The 15,342-nt window shown below is 63.7% G+C and carries 15 protein-coding genes; 7 read left to right on the top strand and 8 right to left on the bottom strand.

Features of this window, described 5'->3' with window-relative positions; genetic code table 11:
• Window positions 1-72 precede the first annotated feature (72 nt).
• Both tam and FJ979_RS03090 read left to right on the top strand, forming a co-directional pair.
• Complete coding sequence (gene tam / locus FJ979_RS03095) at window positions 73-888, top strand: trans-aconitate 2-methyltransferase (protein WP_140559508.1); 816 nt, start codon at window positions 73-75, stop codon at window positions 886-888.
• Window positions 889-1,105: 217 nt separating this feature from the next.
• Window positions 1,106-2,227: a beta-ketoacyl-ACP synthase III gene (locus tag FJ979_RS03090; protein WP_140559509.1), complete on the top strand. Its 1,122-nt coding sequence runs from the start codon at window positions 1,106-1,108 to the stop codon at window positions 2,225-2,227.
• A gap of 15 nt (window positions 2,228-2,242) precedes the next feature.
• On the opposite strand, the gene FJ979_RS03085 is transcribed toward FJ979_RS03090, so the two are convergent.
• A complete protein-coding gene (locus tag FJ979_RS03085) occupies window positions 2,243-2,809 on the bottom strand; it encodes an isoprenylcysteine carboxylmethyltransferase family protein (RefSeq protein WP_140559510.1) in 567 nt (188 codons plus the stop codon).
• A 180-nt stretch (window positions 2,810-2,989) separates the two neighbouring features.
• Between FJ979_RS03085 and FJ979_RS03080 the strand changes: the two genes are divergently transcribed.
• Complete coding sequence (locus FJ979_RS03080; RefSeq protein WP_140559511.1) at window positions 2,990-3,616, top strand: MOSC domain-containing protein; 627 nt, start codon at window positions 2,990-2,992, stop codon at window positions 3,614-3,616.
• Between the two features lie 45 nt (window positions 3,617-3,661).
• Here FJ979_RS03080 and FJ979_RS03075 read toward each other — a convergent pair whose 3' ends face one another.
• The 4 genes from FJ979_RS03075 to tsaA form a co-directional block, all read right to left on the bottom strand.
• Entirely contained in the window at window positions 3,662-4,501 is an 840-nt protein-coding gene (locus FJ979_RS03075) for an SDR family oxidoreductase (protein ID WP_140559512.1), read from the bottom strand.
• 135 nt (window positions 4,502-4,636) lie between these two features.
• Entirely contained in the window at window positions 4,637-5,593 is a 957-nt protein-coding gene (locus tag FJ979_RS03070) for an aminotransferase class IV (RefSeq protein ID WP_140559513.1), read from the bottom strand.
• Window positions 5,594-5,724: 131 nt separating this feature from the next.
• A complete protein-coding gene (locus FJ979_RS03065; protein ID WP_140495859.1) occupies window positions 5,725-6,039 on the bottom strand; it encodes a DUF2293 domain-containing protein in 315 nt (104 codons plus the stop codon).
• On the bottom strand, window positions 6,039-6,560 hold the full coding sequence (tsaA, locus tag FJ979_RS03060; RefSeq protein ID WP_140559514.1) for a tRNA (N6-threonylcarbamoyladenosine(37)-N6)-methyltransferase TrmO: 522 nt from the start codon (window positions 6,558-6,560) through the stop codon (window positions 6,039-6,041). Before tsaA ends, FJ979_RS03065 begins: the two co-directional genes overlap by 1 nt.
• Before the next feature lie 179 nt (window positions 6,561-6,739).
• Between tsaA and FJ979_RS03055 the strand changes: the two genes are divergently transcribed.
• Both FJ979_RS03055 and metF read left to right on the top strand, forming a co-directional pair.
• Window positions 6,740-7,762, top strand: a complete 1,023-nt coding sequence (locus FJ979_RS03055) for a metalloregulator ArsR/SmtB family transcription factor (RefSeq protein ID WP_140559515.1) — start codon at window positions 6,740-6,742, stop codon at window positions 7,760-7,762.
• The gene (metF, locus tag FJ979_RS03050) at window positions 7,762-8,679 is read left to right on the top strand and encodes a methylenetetrahydrofolate reductase [NAD(P)H] (RefSeq protein WP_140521221.1); all 918 of its coding nucleotides are present in this window, start codon (window positions 7,762-7,764) and stop codon (window positions 8,677-8,679) included. The genes FJ979_RS03055 and metF overlap by 1 nt, the downstream gene beginning before the upstream one ends.
• 372 nt (window positions 8,680-9,051) lie before the next feature.
• Here the strand turns inward: metF and FJ979_RS03045 are convergent, their stop codons facing one another.
• Window positions 9,052-9,981 (bottom strand): DMT family transporter, encoded by a 930-nt coding sequence (locus tag FJ979_RS03045; protein WP_140559516.1) that lies wholly within the window; start codon window positions 9,979-9,981, stop codon window positions 9,052-9,054.
• Window positions 9,982-10,189: 208 nt separating this feature from the next.
• Here FJ979_RS03045 and FJ979_RS03040 point away from each other — a divergent pair, with 208 nt between their 5' ends.
• On the top strand, window positions 10,190-11,410 hold the full coding sequence (locus FJ979_RS03040) for an alanine racemase (RefSeq protein WP_140516626.1): 1,221 nt from the start codon (window positions 10,190-10,192) through the stop codon (window positions 11,408-11,410).
• Between the two features lie 74 nt (window positions 11,411-11,484).
• Here the strand turns inward: FJ979_RS03040 and FJ979_RS03035 are convergent, their stop codons facing one another.
• Both FJ979_RS03035 and FJ979_RS03030 read right to left on the bottom strand, forming a co-directional pair.
• Complete coding sequence (locus FJ979_RS03035) at window positions 11,485-12,663, bottom strand: lytic murein transglycosylase (RefSeq protein ID WP_140559517.1); 1,179 nt, start codon at window positions 12,661-12,663, stop codon at window positions 11,485-11,487.
• Between the two features lie 186 nt (window positions 12,664-12,849).
• The gene (locus tag FJ979_RS03030; RefSeq protein ID WP_140559518.1) at window positions 12,850-13,644 is read right to left on the bottom strand and encodes a GH25 family lysozyme; all 795 of its coding nucleotides are present in this window, start codon (window positions 13,642-13,644) and stop codon (window positions 12,850-12,852) included.
• Window positions 13,645-13,960: 316 nt separating this feature from the next.
• Between FJ979_RS03030 and FJ979_RS03025 the strand changes: the two genes are divergently transcribed.
• Window positions 13,961-15,340 (top strand): serine hydrolase, encoded by a 1,380-nt coding sequence (locus tag FJ979_RS03025; protein WP_140580021.1) that lies wholly within the window; start codon window positions 13,961-13,963, stop codon window positions 15,338-15,340.
• The last annotated feature ends 2 nt before the right edge of the window (window positions 15,341-15,342 follow it).

Below are 15,342 nucleotides of genomic sequence, written 5' to 3'. Positions count from 1 at the left end.
TGCAGTGGCGGTTCCGGGTCGGCGACGACGGGATCGTCATCCAATTGGGATAGCCGGCTTGTCGCGCCGGTCATGGAAGGTGGCAACCGCCGCGAGGTCTTACCGTTGAACAGCCCAGCAAAGCCCGATTGGTCCGCCGCCCAATATTTGAAGTTCGAGGACGAGCGCACGCGTCCTGCGCGCGACTTGGTGGCGCAGGTGCCGGTCGACTTCCCCCGCAGGGTTGTCGACATAGGCTGCGGGCCGGGCAATTCGACGGAGCTTCTGGTCGCGCGCTGGCCGGATGCACAGGTGAGCGGCTTCGACACGTCTCCCGACATGATCGAGAAGGCTAGGGCACGCCTGCCCAATGTCAGCTTCGACCTTGCCGATGCCTCGACATGGGCGCCGGCTCAACCGGTCGATGTGATCTTCGCCAATGCCGTGTTCCAGTGGCTGCCGGAACATCCTGATGTCTTCCAGCGGCTGATGGGGTTTCTTGCGCCCGGCGGCGCGCTCGCCGTGCAGATGCCAGACAATATGGGCGAGGATTCCCACAGGCTGATGCGCGAGACCGCCGCCGAAATGCCGTTCGCAGCCAAGCTGAAAGGGGCGGCGCGCGCGCCGCTGCCGCCGGTGTCGTTCTATTATGATCTGTTGTCGCCACTCTCGGACCGGCTCGACATCTGGCACACGGTCTATAACCATCCGCTGGCCGACGCCGGGGCGATCGTGGAATGGGTGAAGTCGACGGGCTTGAAGCCTTTTGTCGACCCGCTCGATGCGGACGAGAAGATGCTGTTCCTCGAAAGCTACACGGCCAGGATCGCCAAGGCCTATAACAAGACCGCAAATGGCAAGGTGCTGTTGCGTTTCCCGCGCATTTTCATTGTCGCCAAGCGGGCTTGAACGACAACGTCGATGAGGAGCCGGGGCAGTTCGTGTGCAGCCGCGACGGTGCATGCTGGAACAACTCACAGACTAACACCAAACTGTGCGCATGGTGAGGGGACGTGGGAACCGGTTTAAGCTGGCATAAACCGGCTCAATGCGACAAGGGTTGCGCCGGGCCTCCCTTACGCCCACATCAAAACCCCTGAACGCCTGCGGATGGGACGGACTGGACATGCATCGCGTCATCATCAGCGGTATCGGCGTCGAAATCCCCGAGCCAGAGATCAGCAATGAGGAACTGGTCGCCAGTTTCAACAGCTGGGTCGACACGGAAAACGCGCGCCGGTCGGGCACGGACCAGCCGCTGCTGCAGAAATCGGACAGCGACTTCATCGTCCACGCCTCGGGCGTGCGCAGCCGTCATGTGATCGAGCGCGAAGGCATACTCGACCCGACCCGTATGGCGCCGCGCATTCCCGCACGGCCGGACGATGCGCTGTCGCTGGAGGCCGAGTTCGGCATCGCTTCGGCCCGCAAGGCGCTTGACCATGCCGGGTTGCTGCCCTCCGATATCGACCTAGTGATCTGCTCGGCCTCGCACCACCAGCGGCCCTATCCTGCGATCGCCATCGAGATGCAGCAGGCCCTGGGCACCAAGGGGGCGGGCTTCGACATGGGGCTCGGCTGTTCCTCTGCCGCGGCAGCATTGCACATGGCGGTCAATCTCGTGCGTGCGGGCGCCCACAAGCGCATCCTAGTGACGACGCCCGAGATCATCACCGGCCATCTCAATTTCCGCGACCGGCAGACGCATTTCATCTTCGGCGACGCCTCGGTGTCGATGGTGGTCGAAGGGCTGGCACTCGGCGAGAAACGGCCGGGACGTTTCGAAGTGCTCGACACGCGCATCTGGACGCAGATGTCGAACAACATCCGCACCAATCTCGGCTACCACACCCGCACCGCACAGGACGATCCCTACAGGATCGATCTGGAGGGCAATCTGATCAAGCAGGTCGGCAACAAGGTGTTCAAGGAAGTCACCGTCGCTGGGCACAAATTCATCGTGGAGTTCCTGGCCGAGCACGGCCTGACGCCGCAGGCGGTGCGACGCTTCTGGCTGCACCAGGCCAATGCGCGCATGAACGCCATGATCCTGAAACTCTCATTCGGCCACGAGGTCGATCATGACCGCGCGCCCATGGTGCTGGAGCGTCTCGGCAATACGGCGGGCGCCGGCGCCATCGTCGCGCTGTCGGAGAACCATGCCGACATGAAGGCGGGCGACTTCGGGCTGATCTGCGCTTTCGGCGCGGGGTATTCGATCGGCGGCGCGCTGCTGCGGATGCTGTAGGACGCGCTTGCCGCTTCAGGCCGGCGAAAAAGGAACGAGCATCGGCACGCGGCGCGCGTAATCGTCATAGGCGGGCCCAAGCTCGCCGCGCAGGAAACTTTCCTCCAGCCTCGCCTTGATGACGATCCCGACAAGCAGCAGGGCGGCCCCCGCGACGCCCCATACCGTGCCCTTGACGGCCATAGTGGCGAGGACCGAAAGCAGCAGGCCCGTATAGATCGGATGACGGACAAGCGCGTAAGGGCCGGTGTCGATGATGCGATGATCGGCCTTGGCCGTTACCGTGCTGGACCACAGCCGGCCGAGATGCAGGCGGGCCCACCATGCAAAGGCGATGCCGATGGCGATCAGGGCGACGCAAATCCAGGCTTGGGTGAGCGTCGGCGTCCAGAGCCGAAGCCGACCCACATAGCCGTGCGCCGGAACGAACAGCAGGACGGTACCGGCGAGCCAGAGAACCCGATATCGCGCCTCCGCCCTGAAATCCGCCCGCTTGCGCACGGGATCCGCCCATGAAGCGGCAAGGATCCACGATACCAGCCAGAACAACCAGAGCGCGGCAACGGCGTGTCCCACCTGCATGACCCGAACCTCCTCCCGATCTGGCGCCCTCGTCTATGCCGGCCGCGCGGCGGCAATGCGGCGCGCTGAGGACGGCAACGGCGTTTCCGGTAAGAAAGTCGTGATCGGCATCAAACGGCGTGATCGGATCATCAGCGCTTTCGACTGGACCGCATTGCGCAGGGCCTCTAGACGAGACTGATGCAGGAAACCAACTTCGAGCTTTTTCCGGCGGACCTGACGGTCGACATCGTGCCGGGCCGCAAGCTGGCGGCAAGGGCGGTGGCGCTCTATGCCGCTCCGTTCGACCATTTCGAAACCAAGGCGGTCGAGAAATTGCAGATGGGCTTCGACGGCATAGCCGGCGATTTTCATGCCGGGATAGCGCGACGCTCCGGCGGGCGCGAACCCTGGTATCCGCGCGGCACCGAGATGCGCAACGAGAGGCAGTTGTCGCTGGTGGCGGCGGACGAACTCGCGCTGGTCGCCGAACGCATGGGCCTAGAGGAGATCAAGCCCGAGTGGATCGGCGCCAATTTGCTGATCGAAGGGGTGCCGCATCTTTCGATGTTGCCATCCGGCTCGCTGCTGTTCTTCCAGGGCGGCGTGACGATCAAGATCGATGCCCAGAACAAACCATGCCGCGTCGCCGGGCAATCGATCGCCGAGCATGTCCGGGCGGCGGACCATGACGCCACCGCGCTGCTCTTTCCGAAAGTGGCCAAGCGGCTGCGGGGCCTTGTAGGCTGGGTCGAGAAGCCCGGAATCGTCAGGTCCGGCGAGGAAATCTCCGTGCGGGTGCCCGAGCAGTGGATTTATCGCGCCTGACGAGGTAGCCACGCCGCTCGAAACGGCGTGGCTGAGCGACCCGGACTAGGCCTTGCGGTTCTTGTTGGCGCCTTGCGCCATGACCGAAACATGGTCCCACTTTTCCCAGGTGGCGATGCGGTTGGCGTATTCCTGCTTGATCATCGGCAGCCCGCCGTCGCCGAAGAATACTCTGAGAGGTGGCTCGGCCGCGTCGACGATGGCCAGCATCGCCGGTCCGGTGGCCTCGGGATCGCCGGCCACGGCGCGGCTGCGGCGCTCCGCCATGGCAGCGCGGACGGGCGCATAGGCGTCAAGCGCTTTCGAGACCTTTGCAGACGGACCGGCCCAGTCGGTGGAGAAGCCGCCGGGCTCGACCAGCGTGACATGGATGCCGAACTCGGCGACCTCGAGGCTCAGCGACTGGCTGAAAGCTTCCAGCGCCCATTTCGAGGCGTGGTAGAGGCCAAGCGAGGCGAAGGCATTGACGCCGCCGATCGAAGAGATCTGGATGATGTGGCCGGAGCGCTGCGCACGCATGATCGGCAAGGCGGCCTGGGTGACCCACAGCGCGCCGAACACATTGGTTTCGATCTGGTCGCGGGCTTCCTGCTCGCTGACCTCCTCGATGGCGCCGAAATGGCCATAGCCGGCATTGTTGACGACGACGTCGAGCCGGCCAAAGCGCTTGTGCGCCCCGGTGATTGCGGCATCGACGGCTTTCTTGTCGGTGACGTCGAGCTCTATCGCGGCGATGTTGTCGCCATATTTCTCGACGAGAGCGGCAAGCGTGCCGGCATCGCGGGCGGTTGCCGCGACGCGGTCGCCGCGGGCGAGCGCGGCCTCGGCCCAGACGCGGCCAAAACCTTTCGACGATCCGGTGATGAACCAAACCTTGTTTGTCATGATGAAGTCCTTGCCCGTGCAAACTGGAGTTTTTTCGGAGATAAGTGGAGGCCTCTCCGCTTTGTGCCATATACGGTGCGTCCCGCGACTTTCCAGAGGCGGTGGCGGAATTATTTGGACGGGAGCGGCGACCGGTCAGGGGTAGCGTACAGCGCTCGACCAGGCCGGATCCTTATGCTTGTCCCAATAGAGCGCCATCAGTCGGCCGGTAATCGCGCCGGGCCTGCCGTCCGCGACTGGGCTGCCGTCGATCATCGTGACCGGCATGATGCCGCCGGCGGTAGAGGTGATGAAGACCTCGTCGGCCTCGCGCAATGCCGCGACACTGACGTCCGCCGGGGTGGCGAAGAGGCCTTCCAGCGCACAGAGATCGAAGACAGTGCGGCGGGTTATGCCGGGTAGCACTCCGATCGCTGGCGTCGAGAGCTTGTTGTCCTTGATACAGAAGACGTTGAAGCCCGGACCTTCGGCGACATTGCCGTTGAAGTCGAGAATGAGCGCTGTCTCGGCGCCGCGGTCATAGGCATCGTAAAGGCCGCGCACCAGGTCGAGCCAGTGGTAGTTCTTGATCGCCGGGTCGATCGAGGCCGGCGGAATGCGCACCTTGTCGCTGATGGCGACATTGAGGCCGCGCTGTAACTGCTCGGGATTGGCGACCGAGCCGAACGGCACGGCAAACGCCATGAAGCGGTTGATCGCCTGGCGCGGATCGCGGCTGAAAGTAGGGGAAGCGCCGCGCGTGCACAGCATTTCGACATAGGCGGCGCTGTGTCCCGACAGTGCCACGCAATTGTGCAGGATCTCCGTCACGCCATCGCGGTCGAACGGGATCGTCATGCGCAATTTCTCCAGTCCGCCGAAGAAGCGGTCGAGATGCAGGTCAAGCCGGAAGAAACAGCCGTTCCAGACATGCACCGTGTCGTAAGTGGCATCGGAATGCAGGAATCCCCAATCCAGCACCGAGATCTTGGCCTGCGACATCGGCAGGTACTGGCCGTCGAGGAAGGCGATGCCGTCGGGATAAGCATGCGGGTCGACGTGGCGGTCGCTCACCACAGGCAGCGGCCGTGTATCCTGTGCGGTCTGGCTCATCGGCACCTCCTTGCATCACAGGCTATCGGTGTCAGGCAGAGGGCATAGAGCCAGTCATCCGGCGTCGTTCGTCCTCGAAGTGAAAAGCTGCCAGCCATGCTACCGAGCGCCGTGCCGGACTGGCAACAGCTTCAATCATCCTCGTCGTCGGCGTCGAGCAGGCGGGTGGCGCGCCAGCGGGTAAGCACGACATTGGTCTGCTCGATGACGAAGAAACGCGCCGAGTCGCGGTCATAACCTTCGGCGAGCAGCTTTTCGTAGTCGGTATGGGCGTGGCGGATATGGGCAACCGTCGCCAGCCACACGGCAATGGTCGGCGGCAAGGTCTTCATGTGGACGGAGCCGGCATCCGCTCGGATCTTCTCCATATCGGCATAGGGCGCCAGCGGCAGAAGCGCGGTCAACGCCTTGGCGACGGCGCGGCGGCGGCCGGTCGGCGCCTTCATCATTCGTCGCGCCCTTCGATGGTCGCCTCGGCGAAGGCATCGGTCGATGCGAAATAGGGTTTTATGTCGACCACCGGGGTGCCGTCGAGCACGTCGATGGCGTCGATCTCGATGCGCCCGGTGGCGAGGTCGAGCGCAACCAGTTTCGCCACATGCAGGCCGATCGGGTTCGGCCGGGCAGGGGAGCGCAGGCCGAATACGCCTTTTGCTTCAGCCGCATGGCGCGGTTTCTGCACGATCAGAGTCCGCGGCGCGTGGTGGAGCCACGACAGGATGACGAGATGGCTGGCGCGCTCCAGCCCTTGCAGGCCGGCGCGGTAGGGCGGGTCGATCGTCAGTGCTGCCGGCTGCCCGGTCTCGCGCGCCGCGCGCATGTTCTTGGGGCAGGTTTCGCGCGTCGTCCATGGCGAGGCGATACGGCCGATGAAGACGACGCCGCCATCCGCCGGCATCAGCGCCGGATCGATCTCGAGCCTTTTTTCACCCTCCCGCACCTCGAACATCTCACGCCGCCCGGTCATTTTATCCATCTTTTTGTTGACGCATGTCTTGCCCTGAAACCGCTACACATTTTTAGGCGCGACATGCACCGAGAAATCACGCCTGCGGCATTTTCTTGTCCGGAAGCGACATAGCGCTTGCAAGGCTGTGAAAATCGACATAAACATATGTTTATATCTTTTTCAAAGAGAATACGCTGATGCATGTCGCGCTCGACACCATGGTGGATACATTGAAGGCGGCGGCCGAATCGAGCCGCTTGCGCATACTGGCGCTGCTGTCGCGCGGTGATCTCACCGTGTCCGATCTTACCGAGATTCTCGGCCAGTCGCAGCCGCGCGTGTCACGCCACCTGAAGCTGCTCCTGGAGGCCGGGCTGATCGGCCGTTACCAGGAGGGGTCGTGGGCCTTCTTCCGGCTGTCGGATACGGATTCCGCGCGCGACTTCGTGCTGCGGCTGGTCGCCGGCATTCGCGGCGCCGATCCGCAGGTCGAGCGCGATCTCGAGCGGCTGGCCTCGGTCAAGCGCAAGCGGCAGGACCGCGCGGCGGAGTATTTTTCGCAGAACGCGGCAAGCTGGGACCATATCCGCTCCCTGCACGTGCCTGACCGTGCGGTCGAGGCAGCCCTCATGAAGCTCGTCGGCAAGCGGCCGTTCCAGTCGATGCTCGATCTCGGCACCGGCACCGGACGCCTCTTGGAGATATTCTCGCCGCTCTACCGGCGCGGCATCGGCATCGACATGTCGCGCGAGATGCTGACCGTCGCGCGCGCCAACCTCGACAAGGCCGGCGTCTCCAATGCTCAGGTGCGGCAGGGCGACATCTTCTCGCCGCCGGTCCAGCGCGACGCCTTCGATCTCGTCACCATCCATCAGGTGCTGCATTATCTCGACGATCCTGCGCGCGCCGTCCATGAGGCGGCGCGGCTGCTGCGCCCTTCCGGACGGCTGGTGATCGTCGATTTCGCGCCGCATACCCTGGAATTCCTGCGCGACGAGCACGCGCATATGCGCCTCGGCTTTTCCGACCGGCAGATCGGCGAGTGGTTCTCCGAAGCGGGCCTCGATCTCGAAGATGCCCAGGAGTTCGAGCCGCGCGGCGGCACCGAGGCCAGGCTCACGGTCAAGCTCTGGCTTGGCCGCGACCGGCGCCTGCTGATCGCCGATCCTGCCAATGACAGCCAGCAGACCAAAGTGAGTTCGATAGGGGAAATCGCCTGATGAACCAGTTCCGCTTTTCCCGCCGCCCCGACATTGGCGACAAGGTCAGGGTTTCCTTCGAATTCTTCCCGCCAAAGTCCGACGAGATGGAAGCGAGACTGTGGGACACGGTCACCCGACTGGAACCGCTGAAGCCGAAATTCGTCTCGGTGACCTATGGCGCCGGCGGTTCGACTCGGGAGCGCACGGCACGCACCGTAGGCCGCATCCTGAAGGAGACCAGCCTGACGCCGGCAGCGCACATGACCTGCGTCGACGCCCCGCGCCCTCAGGTCGATGCGGTGATCCAGGAATTCGCCGAGATGGGTGTGAAGCGGTTCGTCGCCCTGCGCGGTGATCCGGCCGCGGGCGTCGGCACCGCCTATCGTCCGCACCCGGACGGCTATGCCAATGGCGCCGAGCTGGTCGGTGCGCTGAAGAGCGCCGGCGATTTCGACATCTCGGTCTCGGCCTATCCGGAAAAGCATCCGGAAAGCCCCGACTTCGCCACCGACATCGACATGCTGAAGCGCAAGGTCGATAATGGCGCGACGCGGGCGATCACCCAGTTCTTCTTCGACAACGATCTCTACGAGCGCTATGTCGAGCGCGCGCGTCGAGCCGGCATCTACATTCCGATCGTGCCGGGCATCCTGCCGGTGCACAATTTCACCCAGGTCGCCAATTTCTCGGCACGTTGCGGCGCGCTGGTGCCGGCATGGCTGGCCGAACGTTTCGACGGCCTGCAGAATGATCCGCAGACGCATGCGTTGGTCGCGTCGGCGGTGGCGGCCGAGCAGGTGCTGGACCTGGTCGAGCGGGGCGTGGGCGATTTCCACTTCTATACGATGAACCGGGCCGACCTCGTCTTTGCCGTCTGCCACATGATCGGCATCCGCTCGCATGAGGCGGAAGTGGCTGGCTCCGCAGCCGCCTGAACCGGGCTTGAGATGCAGAAAGGCCGGGTAAAAACCCGGCCTTTCAAACTGGTTGATTATTGGGTGCTGGTCTTCCCCGTTTTTGGCGGGTTCAGGGAAGAACGCCTATAATGAGGGCGCCGATGAATGCAAACGCAGCACAGATCATCAATGCGTTGATTGGCCTCGTAAGTCCCATGACATAGCCTCCTCTTAAAGAGCTATGCCCGGAGTCTAGGGTCATTTGTGCCACAGGCAAGCGGAAAATGTGCTGCATTGCGACGCGATTGTGGAGTTTGCGACCTCATTTTCGCCGTTAGGCGTTGAAACTTCTAGGCAAAAACCAGATACGAACCTGTGAATAAATTATGGCGGCTTCGTGTCGTTGGCATGTCATGGCAGCGCTACCCTGCGGATGAACAGGCGCCCGTCTATGATCACCAGGCCGAGACCGATCAGCATCATGCCGCCGATTTCGAACAATTCCAGCCGCTCGCCGAGGAACAGGAAACCGAGCAGCATGGCACTGACCGGCACGATCAGCGTCACCAGGGAGGCGTTGGTGGCGCCGGCCGAGGCGACGAGGTTGAAATAGAGGATATAGGCGAAGGCGGTGGACAGCAGCGCCAGCGCCAGCACCGCCGCCCAGACGGGCGGGGAGGCCGAGAATAGGCCGGCGGGACCGTGCGCAAGCAGCACGACCGGGATCATGATGATGGTCGAGGCGGTCAGCTGCCCGGTGGCAATGACCGGCGAGGGCACGCCCTTGAAGCGACGGGCGACCATCAGTGCGACGCCGTAGGACAACGATGCTCCGATCAGCGCGAATTTGGCCCAGACCGGGCCGCCGAGGCCGGCAACCAGGCCGGGGCCGATCATCACAGCCGTGCCGGCGACGCCAAGCGCAATGCCGGCCAGCTTGTTCCAGGAGAGCTTCTCGTCCGATGTCAGGGCGTTGGCGAGGATCAGCGTCCAGAACGGCGTGGTCGCATTGAGCACCGAGGCGACGCCGGCGCCAAGCTCGGTCTGGCCGGCGAAGATCAGCGAAAAAGGCACGACGTTGTTGGTGAAGGCCAGTAGGAAGAACAGTCCTGCATGAGGAAGGGCAAGGCGGGAGGATGGGCCGCGCAGGAAGAGATAGAGCTGTAAAGCGAGTGCCGCGATGGCGACGCGAAACAATACCAGCACCAGCGGGTGAAGCTCCGCCACGGCAATGCGGGCGAAGAAAAAGGAGCCGCCCCAGATCGCGCCGAGCAGCAGAAGCTGCGCCCACTCCTTGAGCGCCATCCGTCCGCGCGGTGCTGATGTCGCGGCTATTGCCATGTGATGCGTCCTCCCCGGACGGCCGAATGCAGGCAGCCAGACAGAAGCCATATCGGGTTCGCAGGCAAGAACCACCCGAAACCTGCCCGATGGCCTGTCTCCCCCGACAAAGCCTAGCGCCCTGCCGCCAGGCGCAAGAGACACAGAATTGTTTTCATTGGCCGCTACCTTGGATTAATTGTGCGCAGGCTAGGTCAAGGATTCGTCCATGCAGCGATTCGAGAATGCCCGCGAGGCGGCACTGGCGCTTCGCCCGGACGATCCGGTCTACTGCTTCCGCCCGCAGGTGCTGAAGGCCGATGCCTTGCAGTTCATGGGCATGTTCCCCGGCAAGACGGCCTATGCGGTCAAGACCAATGGCGAGCAGATCGTGCTGAAGACGCTGGTCGAGGCCGGCGTCTCCGCCTTCGACGTGGCCTCGCCCGGCGAGTTCGCCGCCGTGCGCGCGGTCTCGGCCGATGCCGAGATGCTCTACATGCATCCCGTCAAGGCGCAGTCGGACATCAAGCTGGCGCTGGAGAAATACGGCATCCGCGTCATTGCGCTCGACCACGAAGACGAGATCACCAAACTGACGCGGGTGGTCAGGGCACTCGACATTGACCCGGGCGCAATCAGCGTGTTCGTTCGAGTGCAGACCAAGGGCCATGCGGCTTACGAGCTGTCGAAGAAGTTCGGCGCCGGGCCGGCCTATGCGGTCGAGCTCGCCGAGCGGCTGAACCGTACCGGCTACAAGGTCGGCCTGTGCTTCCATGTCGGCAGCCAGATCGAGGACCCCGACACCTACGAAAGGGCATTGGCTTCCGCCGATTGGGTGCGCAACCGGCTGACCTTCGACCTGGCCGGTCTCGATGTCGGCGGCGGTTTTCCGGCCGAATACGGGCATGATCCCAACCGCAAGCAAGTCGCGATGCCGTCGCTCGGCCAGATCATGTCGCGGCTTTCTGGAGACCTCAAGGAATACCAGTTCGACCAGATGCCGCTGGTGGCCGAGCCCGGCCGGGTGATCGTGGCGCGCTGCCTGTCGCTGATCGTGCGGGTGCTTTTGCGCAAGGGCAAGCGGCTCTACATCAATGACGGCATCTGGGCGTCGCTGTCGGATTCATGGACCGGCAAGATCACGCTGCCGGCGCGCTTCATTCCCGATCCGGCGATCCGCACGCGCAATGGCGACGAGAAAACCATCGTGCCGTTCAAGGTCTGCGGCGCGACCTGCGATTCCGTCGACATATTGTCGCGGCCGTTCTGGCTGCCGGAAACCGTCGACACCGGCGACTGGATCGAGATCGGCCATATCGGCGCCTATTCGCTGTCGCTGAGAACCCGTTTCAACGGCTTCTATCCCGACACTTTCGTCGAGGTGGCGACGTCCTTCGACGAAGGCGACGCGCCGGTGGGATTGGCGAGTCTGGAGACGATGGCGGATTAAGTAGGGAGTAGGAAGTAGGAAGTAGGGAAATGGCCTCCGTCACTACTTACTACTTACTACTTACTACTTACTACTCACAGTTTCGCTAAAAGCTCCGGCGTCGGCCAGCCGTCCACGGGCAGTCCCAGCCGCGTCTGCTCCTTGCGGATCGCTTCGCGGGTGTTGGTGCCCAAGATCCCGTCGACCGTGCCAACATCGTAGCCCTTGGCTTCCAGCTTGGTCTGCAGCGCCTTCATCTGCTCGTTGTTGAGCCCCGGTTCGGGATTGCGCGGGTCGATCGGCGGCGCGCCGGCAAGCCGCGCGGCAAGATTGGCCGCGGTCAGCGCGTAGGTGAAGGACTGGTTCCATTCGAGATAGACGTCGAAATTTTCGTAAGTGAGGAAGGCCGGCCCCTTGCGGCCCATGGGCAGCGCCAGCCCGGCCTTCAGGCCCTTGTCGACCAGCGGCGAGCCGTCGGGATTGGTAACACCCCACTGCGCCCATTGTGTCAGGGGCAATTTGTTGGTGCGGCCCGTCTGGTCCCAAGGCATCTCGTCGGGCACGCGCACTTCCTGGATCCAGGGCTCGTCGCGCTTCCAGCCGCGCGACAGCACCTTGTTGGCCGTGGTCATAATCACGTCCGGCACGCTGCCCCGCAGGTCGATCTTGCCGTCACCGTCGCCATCGACGCCGCGGGCAAGATAATCCGAAGGCAGGATCTGCGTCTGGCCGATCTCGCCAGCCCAGGCGCCGTTGACGTCGGCCGGCAGCACGCCATGGTCGATCAATTCCAGTAACGGCACCAGCTGCTGCCGGAACAGCTGCGGGCGGCGGCAATCATGGGAAAGCGTCACCAGCGCGCTAAGCGTATGGAAATCGCCCTGCACGGCGCCGAAATCGGTCTCCAGCGCCCAGAAAGCGGTGATGACCGGCGCCTGGACGCCGAACTGCTGGTCGGCGCGGGCGAAGATATCGGCATATTTCTTCATGTTCGCCGCGCCCTGCTTCAGCCGGTAGGCCGAGATCATCCGGTTGGAGAACTCGATGAAGGTCTGGGTGAAGACGCCCTGCGCACGGTCGCGCGCCAGGGCCCTCTCGTCGAAGCTGGCATCCTCGAGTGCTTCGAGGCCGACAGGGCCGACACCCGCCGCCTTGGCTTCCGCTGCCACGCCCTGCTTCCAGGTTTCGAAGTCGCCGCCACATTCCTGCGCCATCGCCGGCAAGGCCGTGGCGCACAGGAACAGCACCGCGAGGGCTTGGGGACGCAGTCGCATAGACTTCCTTTCGACATTCAGGATTCCCGGGCGGCCTTGCTGTCCATCTGGATGCGCGCCGCCCCGGAATACCGGCGGTTGCACTCTTGGCCGCCGGCCGTGTCGAAAGCAGGCGGCAGGCCCGGTGTCAACGGGTGTTCTGCAGCAACCCTTCCTCCGGGCGGCTTGGCACCCGTTGACACGGTGTCAACGGGTGTTCTGCCTCAACCATTTGTCCCAGGCGGCTTGGCTGCCGTTGAAGACGTTTATATCGGACTTGCCGATCATGCCGGGAACGATGCCGGTTCCCGTATACTGCCAGAAGGTGAAGGGGTGGCTGCCATATTTCTGACGCGGGTGGCCGGCGACGGAGCGTAGCCAGTAGGGATAACCGCGGAAGGTCGACAGCTCGTTGTCTTCAAAGAAGTCTACCGACGTGTAGATGATCGGCTTCTTGCCGTAATGCCGCTCGACGATTTCGAGGAAGGTGGTCATCTCCGCGCGCACGGTGGCCGGGTCGGGGCGCAGCCTGCAGGTCGGCGATTTCGGGTTCCATTCCATGTCCAGCACCGGCGGCATGGCCGAACGGTCGACGGGGACGTTGCGGATGAACCAGCGCGCCTGTACCGCCGCCGGAGTGCAGAAATAGAAGAAATGATAGGCGGCACGAGGAACGCCGGCGGCTTTGGTGCGCGCCCAATGCTCGTTGAAATAATCATCGAAACGGTCGCCGCCCTCCGTCGCCTTGATGAAAGCGAAGGAAATACCGCTGGCCTTGGCGGTCGGCCAGTCGACCGAGGTCTGGTATTTTGAGACGTCGGTGCCGTGAACTGCGTAATTCCAGGGCGCGCCGCTGTCCCATTCATGCGGCTTGGAATCGGCGAAGCGGGGCGTGCGCACCGCAACCGAAGGGGTGCTGGATGGCGACAGTGGCGACAGATCCTCCACGGTCGAGCATGCGCCGAGCAGCGTCAGCATGAAAAGGGCCGCAAGACGGCGCATCACAACTCCCGAGCCGGTTGCAGCCGGTCGCTGATGGGTCTGTGCACTGATGGCCGGCGCTTGGTCTGGCCCCCGCCGGACGATCGCCCCACAGCATCGCCCGGTATATCGCCAAAACGCGCATTTTTTCGGCGCGCTTTGATTTTGTTTCCTGCCGTGATCCCAAAAACGCGGCGCGCTGTTGGGCGACATGCACCTGTGATCGCCGATCATGGTTGATATCTGGTTGACGACGCTCGACAAGGCCCATGATTTTGCGGAAGCAATGGCGGCAAATCGATGACATGGATCGAGCCTGGATTCGGGGGCGGGAAAGATGCGGATCATTGCCAAGATCGTCAAACGGCTGCTCGGCCTGGTGGTGCTGGCGGTCGTGGCGCTGTTTGGGTGGCTTTATTTCGCGCCGCCCGAACTGATCCGGGTCGGCTCGGGCTATTCGGCAAAGATCGTCTGCTCGAACGTTTTCGTCGCCGGGCGCGATGCCAACGAGGTGCTTGCCGTCGATGTGCAGGCGCCCGGTCATCCCTTGCTCAAGCTGATGCGGGTCTCGGTCGACAGGAACCGGGGCACAGTCTCCGCCGGCCTGCTTGGCTTCCTCGGCAAGAGTATCGCGGTTTTCCGCGACGGGCTGGGCTGCGCCTCGGTCCCGGATGGCGATGTCGGCAAGGCGCGGCGCACGGCGATCCATGTCGAACCCTCGGCGACAAGACAGGACGCGCTGTGGCCGGAAGGCGAGCGGGTCGAAGCCTCGCAGAACCCGGAGGTGGTGAAGATCGTCGACGATGCCGCCATGACCGGCGCCGGCATGCGCGCCGTGGTGGTGGTCAAGAACGGCCGCGTCGTGGCGGAACGCTATGGCGAGGGCTTTTCCGCCCGGACGCCGTTGCTCGGCTGGTCAATGACCAAGACGGTCAATGCCGCCATGGTCGGCACGCTGGTCAAGAACGGCAAGATGGCGATGACCAACCAGGGCCTTTTCGCGCCGTGGAAGGCCGATGGCCGCGCCGCGATCAGCCTTGCCGACATGATGGCGATGTCGAGCGGGCTGGAATTCAACGAAGACTATGGCGACGTCGCCGACGTGACGCGCATGCTCTATCTCGAACCCGACATGGCGGGCTTTGCCGAAGCCAAGCCGCTCACGGGCGAGGTGGGCAAGGTGTTCTCCTATTCGAGCGGAACGGCGGTGATGCTGTCGCGGCTCTGGCAGGATGCGGTCGGCGACAAGGCCAAGGCGTTGACGTGGCCGCGCACCGCGCTGTTCGAGCCGCTGGGCATGCACAGCGCCGTGCTCGAGACCGACGAACAGGGCACGTTCGTCGGCTCATCCTATCTCTACGCCACCGCCCATGACTGGGCCCGCTTCGGCCAGTTCCTGCTGCAGGGCGGGGTCTGGAACGGCAACCAGATACTGCCGGCCGGTTTCGTCGACTGGATGCGCGAACCTGCGTCGGCCTCGAAAGTCTACAGCAAGGGGCAATTGTGGATCGAGGCGCCGGGCGACGAGGAAAACCCCGGTGCCGGCGTGGCGGCGGGCCTGCCCAAGGACACCTATTGGATGGAGGGGCATGATGGGCAGACCGTCGCCATCATTCCATCCGAGCAATTAGTGGTGGTGCGGCTCGGCCTGACGCCGGCCAAGCTGGGCTACAGGCCGCAGACCATGGTCGGGGCATTGGTGAAGGCGCTGCGCTAGCC

Origin of the sequence: Mesorhizobium sp. B1-1-6, from assembly GCF_006443035.1 — a bacterium.
Taxonomy (GTDB): domain Bacteria; phylum Pseudomonadota; class Alphaproteobacteria; order Rhizobiales; family Rhizobiaceae; genus Mesorhizobium.
The sequence above is the reverse complement of the archived record's forward strand: the minus strand, read 5'-3'. Positions and strand labels throughout refer to the sequence as shown.

Excerpts from the sequence above, each read along its gene's own strand:
- tam (WP_140559508.1), top strand. The coding sequence starts at position 73 with ATGGAAGGTGGCAACCGCCGCGAGGTCTTACCGTTGAACAGCCCAGCA.
- FJ979_RS03090 (WP_140559509.1), top strand. The coding sequence starts at position 1,106 with ATGCATCGCGTCATCATCAGCGGTATCGGCGTCGAAATCCCCGAGCCA.
- FJ979_RS03085 (WP_140559510.1), bottom strand. The coding sequence starts at position 2,809 with ATGCAGGTGGGACACGCCGTTGCCGCGCTCTGGTTGTTCTGGCTGGTA.
- FJ979_RS03080 (WP_140559511.1), top strand. The coding sequence starts at position 2,990 with ATGCAGGAAACCAACTTCGAGCTTTTTCCGGCGGACCTGACGGTCGAC.
- FJ979_RS03075 (WP_140559512.1), bottom strand. The coding sequence starts at position 4,501 with ATGACAAACAAGGTTTGGTTCATCACCGGATCGTCGAAAGGTTTTGGC.
- FJ979_RS03070 (WP_140559513.1), bottom strand. The coding sequence starts at position 5,593 with ATGAGCCAGACCGCACAGGATACACGGCCGCTGCCTGTGGTGAGCGAC.
- FJ979_RS03065 (WP_140495859.1), bottom strand. The coding sequence starts at position 6,039 with ATGAAGGCGCCGACCGGCCGCCGCCGCGCCGTCGCCAAGGCGTTGACC.
- tsaA (WP_140559514.1), bottom strand. The coding sequence starts at position 6,560 with ATGACCGGGCGGCGTGAGATGTTCGAGGTGCGGGAGGGTGAAAAAAGG.
- FJ979_RS03055 (WP_140559515.1), top strand. The coding sequence starts at position 6,740 with ATGCATGTCGCGCTCGACACCATGGTGGATACATTGAAGGCGGCGGCC.
- metF (WP_140521221.1), top strand. The coding sequence starts at position 7,762 with ATGAACCAGTTCCGCTTTTCCCGCCGCCCCGACATTGGCGACAAGGTC.
- FJ979_RS03045 (WP_140559516.1), bottom strand. The coding sequence starts at position 9,981 with ATGGCAATAGCCGCGACATCAGCACCGCGCGGACGGATGGCGCTCAAG.
- FJ979_RS03040 (WP_140516626.1), top strand. The coding sequence starts at position 10,190 with ATGCAGCGATTCGAGAATGCCCGCGAGGCGGCACTGGCGCTTCGCCCG.
- FJ979_RS03035 (WP_140559517.1), bottom strand. The coding sequence starts at position 12,663 with ATGCGACTGCGTCCCCAAGCCCTCGCGGTGCTGTTCCTGTGCGCCACG.
- FJ979_RS03030 (WP_140559518.1), bottom strand. The coding sequence starts at position 13,644 with ATGCGCCGTCTTGCGGCCCTTTTCATGCTGACGCTGCTCGGCGCATGC.
- FJ979_RS03025 (WP_140580021.1), top strand. The coding sequence starts at position 13,961 with ATGCGGATCATTGCCAAGATCGTCAAACGGCTGCTCGGCCTGGTGGTG.